This is a genomic window from Marinobacter sp. UBA3604, from assembly GCF_002375325.1.
Classification (GTDB): Bacteria; Pseudomonadota; Gammaproteobacteria; order Pseudomonadales; family Oleiphilaceae; genus Marinobacter; species Marinobacter salarius.
In genome coordinates, this window is the sequence record NZ_DFMB01000038.1 from 58,249 (window position 1) to 65,653 (window position 7,405).

The window sequence follows — 7,405 nt, forward strand, 5'->3', positions numbered from 1 at the left end:
GGACGTCTTGAGGCGTGTTTTGGTAATCAGCTCCCTCTTTGTTCGTCTGGGGAGTAAAAGACTAAGAGTCAGGAAGCCCGACGACGAAACAACGGCTCGTCCGTATCCGTCGCCGCCTGATACCCCTGGGTAAAGAAGTTCAGGCAACGAGCTGCCTTGTTGATATCCTTGTCGGCGCGCAGTACGTACGTGTCAAAACCGCACCGCTTCATAAACTGCAGCTGATCAAGAAGCACATCACCGACCGCACGAAGTTCGTTCCGGTAGCTCAGGCGCTCCCGAAGCAGCCGCGCGATACTGTAACCGCGGCCATCGCTGAACTTCGGAAAGTTCACCGCAATCACCGGCAGCTCATTGACCACGCCAGCCAGAATCTCCGGCTCATCATGGCTGTCGAGCCATACACCGATGTCATCACGGTCTTCAAAGTGCTCCTTGCCCGCCAACCAAAGATCGGCCGGAATCAGGGCAGGTTGCTCGGGAACATCCAGGGACTCCCCGTCTGCTGGCCTTGGCACAACAACCCAATCGTCCTGACGGATACTTCCGTCACTGGTGATCACATCAGGCATAAACCCGCTCCTTGAATGGCTCGATGCCAATACGGCGATAAGTATCCAGGAAAGGCTCTTCCTCGGTCCGGTTATCGACGTACACATTAATGATTTTCTGCATCACTTCCGGCATATCTTCCCGGGCAAAAGAGGGCCCGAGAATTTTGCCAATCGCGGCATCGTGATGGGAGGAGCCGCCCAGGCTGATCTGGTAGAACTCCTGGCCCTTCTTGTCGACGCCAAGGACGCCAATGTTGCCCACATGGTGGTGACCACAGGCGTTCATGCAGCCGGAAATGTTCAAATCAATGTTGCCGATGTCGTACAGGTAGTCCATATCATCGAACTGGCGCTGAATGGACTCCGCCACGGGAATAGACTTCGCATTCGCCAGGGCGCAGTAATCGCCACCGGGGCAGCAGATAACATCGGTCAGCGTATTCAGGTTCGCCGTGGCAAAGTCCATCGGTGTGATCGCTTGCCACAGCTCAAACAGTTGGTCTTTCCGGACATCCGCCAGAACTACGTTCTGCTGATGAGTCACCCGTACTTCACCAAAGCTGTACTGGTCCGCCAGGTCGGCAATCTGTTCAAGTTGGCGATCACTGACATCGCCCGGCGGCGTGCCGGTTTTCTTCATGGTCAGTGTCACAATGGCGTAGCCAGGGTTCTTGTGGGTATCCACGTTGTGGCTGATCCACTGATCAAACTCGCGGTTCTCGAATCGTTGGGTCGCCAAAGCGTCCTTCACATCCGGAACCTGCTGGTAGTCCGGCTCGGTGAAATACCCTTTGAACTGCTCAATGGCTTCCTGGGTCAGGCGGGTGGGGGAGTCCTTGATGTGGGACCATTCGTCTTCCACCTTCGCCGCAAAGCCTTCGGGTGTCAGCGCCTTCACCAGAATCTTGATGCGGGCCTTGAATTTGTTGTCCCGGCGACCGTAACGGTTGTAAACACGCAGCACGGCTTCAAGATATGTGAGCAGGTCCAGCTCCGGCAGGAAGTCACGGATAACCGGGCCTACCATCGGCGTACGTCCAAGACCGCCGCCCACGTGAACACGGAAGCCGAGTTCACCCTGATCATTGCGGACCATCTGCAGGCCGATATCATGCACCTGGATAGCAGCGCGGTCGGTATGTTCGGAGGCGTTGACGGCCACTTTGAATTTGCGCGGCAGAAAAGCGAATTCCGGGTGGAAGGTAGACCACTGGCGGATGATTTCGCAGTAAGGGCGCGGGTCGGTGATCTCGTCAGCCTGCACACCGGAAAACTGATCCGTGGTGGTGTTGCGAATGCAGTTGCCGCTGGTCTGGTTGGCGTGCATTTCCACTTCCGCCAACTCGGCCAGGATATCCGGTACGTCTTCGATTTCCGGCCAGTTGAGCTGAACGTTCTGGCGGGTTGTAAAGTGCGCATAACCTTTGTCATAGTCACGGGTTATGCGTGCCAGGCGGCGAAGCTGGGTAGAACGGAGCATTCCGTACGGAACCGCGATGCGCAACATCGGGGCAAGACGCTGTACATACAATCCGTTCTGAAGTCGCAGTGGAAGAAACTCGTCTTCGCTCAGCTCGCCAGCCAATGCTCTCTCGGTCTGGTCACGGAATTGTGCAACGCGCTCGGCAGCCATCTGCCGGTCGTGTTCGTCATAAACATACATAGTGGAACGTCCTGCTGAAACGCTGGAAATACGGCTTTAGTGCCATTTCTTGCGTGGGAGAATATCACCGTGTCATTATTCTTAAAATGATTATTTCCAAATATGTTTATCGACTAAGGTGATATAGAAAGCCAGATATTGCTGGACTGATTACAATTTCCCGCCTAGATTTAAAGAGGCGTGTGCGACAAAACAGATAATAACGACATAGCGAGGAAAGAGTATGAAGAAGACCGCGAGAACCGACAGTCAGGCCGACGCCGTTGCCGCCGTTTTACTGGTAATGCTGGTCGTTGCCTTCGCCGTAGTCTGGGTATCCGGGCAGTAATCGCTACTGGCCGGCAAGCACCAGCTTGACGACCACCACGAGGGTAACAACGAAGCCGACCGTAAACAGGATGCCGGCGATGATGTACGGCCAGGGACTGTGGCTTGAGAAATCCTCCTCACGGCGCTTGTCGGACTGAACGCCGAGTGCGCCGGCAAGGATGCTCTGCATCACCTTGAGAACCCCCGGTCCTGCCTTCGCTTTCTTTGCCGATTTGGCAGGCTCGGCAGGCTTGTCGGGTGATTGCTCGTTTTCGTGTTTATCCGTCATGCTTGGCTTCCGCTGGTGTGTGAAGGCGGACACCGGCGGTGATTATTCCGCCGGGTCGTACGCAAGGCTGGGCGCCAGCCATCGCTCTGCTTCGGCCTTGGATATTCCCTTTCGTGTTGCGTAGTCTTCAACCTGATCCACGCCAATCTTACCCACCGCAAAATACTTTGATTCGGGATGGGAGAAATACCATCCGGAAACCGCCGCAGTCGGGAACATGGCAAAGTGCTCGGTCAGTTCCAGTCCAGCGTTTGCCGGTGCGTCGAGCAGGTCGAACAGGGTGGCCTTCTCCGTGTGGTCCGGGCAGGCGGGATAGCCGGGCGCTGGCCGGATGCCCCGGTACCGTTCACGGATCAGGTCGTCATTTCTGAGTGCCTCGTCTTCGGCATAACCCCAGAATTCCTTCCGTACCCGTTCGTGCAGGTGCTCGGCAAAGGCTTCCGCAAGACGGTCCGCCAGGGCCTTGACCATGATGGCGTTGTAATCGTCGTTGCGATCCTTGAATTCCAGTGAAAACTCTTCCGCGCCGATGCCAGTGGTTACAGCAAAGCCGCCCACGTAATCCACGGGGCCGTCACCTTCCGGCGCTACAAAATCCGACAGCGTCATCATCGGCTTGCCCGGTGCCTTGTCATCCTGCTGTCGCAGATGGTGCAGGGTGGTGAGTTCCTTTTCCCTGGTCTCGTCGGTATAGAGCACAATATCGTCGCCGCGGCGGTTGGCGGGCCAGAAGCCGATCGCCGCCTTGGCGGAAACGCGTTTCTCGTCGATCATCTGCTGAAGGATTTTTTGACCGTCATCAAACAGCGTCCTGGCGGCTTCACCGCGCTTTGGATCATCGAAAATGGCGGGGTACTTGCCGGACATATCCCAGGAAATAAAGAAGGGCGTCCAGTCGATGTAGTCCACCAGTTCTTTCAGATCATAGGTTTCGAAGGACCGTACACCGGTGAAGGTTGGCTTCGGCGGCTGGTAGTCGTCGAATCGGATTTCCGGGGCGCGGTCCCGGGCTTCCTTCAATGAGACCAGCTTGGTGCGTTCCCCCCGATTTTTACGGCGCTCCCGAATTTCATCGTACTCGGTGCGGGCACCGTCCACCAATGCGGGTTTGGCGGTCTTGCTCAGCAACTGGGAGGCAACGTTCACGCAGCGCGAAGCGTCGGATACATACAGGGCGATGTCGTTCTTGTACTGGGGTTCGATCTTTACCGCAGTGTGAGCCTTGGAGGTGGTGGCGCCGCCTATCATCAGCGGGATGTTGAAGTCCAGTCGCTGCATTTCCCTGGCAACGTGGACCATTTCATCCAGCGACGGCGTGATCAGACCACTGAGGCCGATGATGTCGACGTCTTCCTTCTGTGCCACATCAAGGATCTTGTCGCAGGGCACCATTACGCCGAGGTCGATGACCTCATAGTTGTTGCACTGCAAAACCACACCCACGATGTTCTTGCCGATGTCGTGTACGTCACCTTTGACCGTTGCCATCAGGATCTTGCCCTTGGCCTTCTGTTCCTCGGATTTCTCGGCCTCGATATACGGGATCAGGTGGGCCACCGCCTGCTTCATGACGCGTGCGCTTTTGACTACTTGGGGCAGGAACATCTTGCCGTCGCCAAACAGGTCGCCAACCACACCCATCCCGTCCATCAGCGGGCCTTCAATGACTTCGATCGGGCGTTCGGCACGCTGCCGACAGGCTTCCGTGTCTTCAATGATGTAGTTGGTGATACCTTTAACGAGGGCGTGCTCTACTCGTTTCTCAACCGGCCACTCGCGCCAGGCCAGATCTTCTTCCTGGGTTTTGCCGCCCTTGCTGCGATAGCGCTCGGCAATTTCCAGCAAGCGGTCGGTGGCGTCGTCGCGGCGGTTGAGCACCACGTCTTCAACCAACTCCTTCAACTCCGGATCAATTCCGTCGTAGATCACGAGTTGGCTGGGGTTGACGATGCCCATATTCATGCCGGCCTTGATGGCGTGGTACAGGAATACCGAGTGGATGGCTTCGCGCACGGCATCGTTGCCGCGGAACGAGAACGACACATTGCTCACACCACCGGAAATGGACGCGTGGGGCAGGTTGTCGCGAATCCAGCGGCTGGCGTTGATGAAATCCACCGCGTAATTGTTGTGCTCCTCGATACCAGTGGCGATGGCGAAGATATTGGGGTCGAAAATGATATCGCCGGCGGTGAAGCCGATACCGACGAGGAGATCGTAGGAGCGCTTGCAGATCTCCGTTTTACGTTCAAAGGTATCCGCCTGGCCGTCCTCATCGAAGGCCATGACCACGACGGCGGCGCCGTAGCGCATGCAGTCACGGGCACGCTTGAGGAACTCCTCCTCGCCTTCCTTCAGGCTGATGGAGTTCACCACTGCCTTGCCCTGTATGCAGCGCAGGCCGGCTTCGATGACCTCCCATTTGGAGGAATCAATCATGATCGGAACGCGGGAGATGTCGGGTTCCGAGGCGACCAGATTGAGGAACGTCACCATGACGTCCTTCGAATCCAGCATGCCCTCATCCATGTTGATGTCGATGATCTGGGCACCGTTTTCTACCTGGTCGCGGGCGACGCTGAGGGCCTCTTCGTACTGCTCCTCTTTGATCAGCCGCAGGAATCGCTTGGAGCCCGTCACGTTTGTGCGCTCACCCACGTTGATGAACAGGGTGTTCTCGTCACCCGTAAACGGTTCAAGGCCGGACAGCCTCAGCGCGGGTTTCTGCTCTGGTATCTTTCGTGGCGGGTATTTGGAAACCGCTTCCGCGATGGCTTCGATATGGTCCGGGCGTGAGCCACAGCAACCACCGATGATGTTCAGAAACCCGTCACGGGCAAAGCCTTCAATAATCTCCGCCATTTCTTCCGGCGTCTGGTCATACTCGCCGAATTCGTTCGGCAGCCCGGCATTGGGGTGGGCGCTGACGTAGGTCGTCGATTTATTGGCGAGCTCTTCCACGTAGGGGCGCAGGGCGTCGGCACCGAGGGCGCAGTTCAGACCGACTGAAACAGGCCTGGCGTGAGATACGGAATTCCAGAATGCCTCGGTGGTCTGGCCAGACAGGGTGCGGCCTGAAGCGTCGGTAATAGTGCCGGAAATCATGATTGGCAACTCAATACCACTGTCGATGAAGTACTGCTGGGTGGCGTAGATCGCAGCCTTGGCGTTCAGTGTATCGAAAATGGTTTCGATCAGGATAAGGTCAGAGCCGCCTTGAACAAGGCCTTCCACCGCTTCGTAATAATTGTCGACCAGGGTCTGGAAATCGACGTTGCGATATCCAGGGTTGTTAACATCCGGTGAAATGGATGCAGTGCGGGATGTCGGGCCAACCGCACCGGCCACGAAACGCGGCTTCTCCGGGTTGCGGGCGGTGAATTCGTCCGCGATTTGGCGCGCCAGTTTTGCCGCTTCAATATTCAATTCCTTCGCAATCGATTCGAGACCATAGTCGGCCTGCGACAGCTGGGTGGAGTTGAAGGTGTTGGTTTCAATAATGTCAGCGCCGGCGTCAAGATAGTCCGCGTGTATATTGCGGAGCAGGGCGGGCTGGGTCAGGTTCAAAAGGTCATTATTGCCCTGAACCTCACGGTCATAATCGGCAAACCGGTCGCCACGGAACGCTGCCTCGTCCAGTTTCAGGTTCTGGATCATGGTGCCCATGCCGCCATCAAGGACGATGATGCGTTCTTTCAGGGCGTTGCCAAGCTGTTCCAGGCGGTCCAGGCGAGCGTTGTGGTCGGTCATATCAATTACTTCCGGAAGTCGTTTTTGTCTCAATGGCGCGCGATCATAGCAAAAATGGCGGTTGTCGTCCCACGCCCTCATGATGTTGATCAATGGACCGCTTAAAGTCTGACTATTTTACTTGGTCTTTCATGTTGCAGCGATCTCACTTAAAATGAAGGAACACTTTCAAACGGGTTGCAACTATGGCATTGGTTACGGTGACAGATCCCGCTCGGGATTACCTTGCACAACTTATCGAAAAACAGGATGTGGAGGGCATGGGTGTCCGTATTTTTGTAACCCAGCCCGGCACCAAGAACGCCGAGACCTGCCTTGCCTACTGCCCGCCGAACGAAATTGTACCGACGGACGAGCAGGTTGATCTGGGCAAGTTCACGCTGTTTCTCGATCACAATTCGGTGCCGTTCCTGGAAGAAGCCTTTGTGGACTACTCCAAGGACCAGATGGGCGGGCAGCTGACCATTAAAGCGCCTAACGCCAAGGTGCCCAACGTTGATGAGAACGCGCCCTTGCCAGATCGTATCCAGTATATCCTGGCGTCGGAAATCAATCCCAACCTCGCGGCTCATGGTGGCGAAGTGTCCCTGGTGGAAGTAGCCGAGGAATCCATTGCCGTCCTGCGATTTGGCGGGGGTTGCCAGGGTTGCAGCGCGGTGAGTCTCACACTGAAGCAGGGTGTTGAATCGACGTTGAAAGAGCGTGTTCCTGAGATAACGGCCGTTCGCGACGTTACCGATCATACCTACACAGAAAATGCTTACTATCAGTAAGATAAGGCATGTTCTAAAAGTATGACATGAAGCCGGCCGATGCCGGCTTTTTTGTTGTGCGCCAGGC

At 56.2% G+C, this 7,405-nt stretch carries 5 protein-coding genes; 1 reads left to right on the plus strand and 4 read right to left on the minus strand.

Translation table 11 applies throughout. The annotated features are described in order from the left end of the window. Window positions 1–68: 68 nt before the first annotated feature. The 4 genes from B2590_RS11355 to metH all read right to left on the minus strand — a co-directional run bounded on the left by B2590_RS11355 (window position 69) and on the right by metH (window position 6,565). The gene (locus B2590_RS11355) at window positions 69–572 is read right to left on the minus strand and encodes a DUF934 domain-containing protein (RefSeq protein WP_036207481.1); all 504 of its coding nucleotides are present in this window, start codon (window positions 570–572) and stop codon (window positions 69–71) included. Further along, the gene (locus B2590_RS11360; protein WP_036207478.1) at window positions 565–2,217 is read right to left on the minus strand and encodes a nitrite/sulfite reductase; all 1,653 of its coding nucleotides are present in this window, start codon (window positions 2,215–2,217) and stop codon (window positions 565–567) included. The genes B2590_RS11355 and B2590_RS11360 overlap by 8 nt, the downstream gene beginning before the upstream one ends. Before the next feature lie 331 nt (window positions 2,218–2,548). Then, the gene (locus tag B2590_RS11365) at window positions 2,549–2,815 is read right to left on the minus strand and encodes a DUF2970 domain-containing protein (protein ID WP_036207475.1); all 267 of its coding nucleotides are present in this window, start codon (window positions 2,813–2,815) and stop codon (window positions 2,549–2,551) included. 42 nt (window positions 2,816–2,857) lie between these two features. Then, window positions 2,858–6,565, minus strand: a complete 3,708-nt coding sequence (gene metH / locus B2590_RS11370; protein ID WP_286811188.1) for a methionine synthase — start codon at window positions 6,563–6,565, stop codon at window positions 2,858–2,860. A 185-nt stretch (window positions 6,566–6,750) separates the two neighbouring features. Between metH and nfuA the strand changes: the two genes are divergently transcribed. Beyond that, window positions 6,751–7,338: a Fe-S biogenesis protein NfuA gene (nfuA, locus tag B2590_RS11375; protein WP_007152088.1), complete on the plus strand. Its 588-nt coding sequence runs from the start codon at window positions 6,751–6,753 to the stop codon at window positions 7,336–7,338. The last annotated feature ends 67 nt before the right edge of the window (window positions 7,339–7,405 follow it).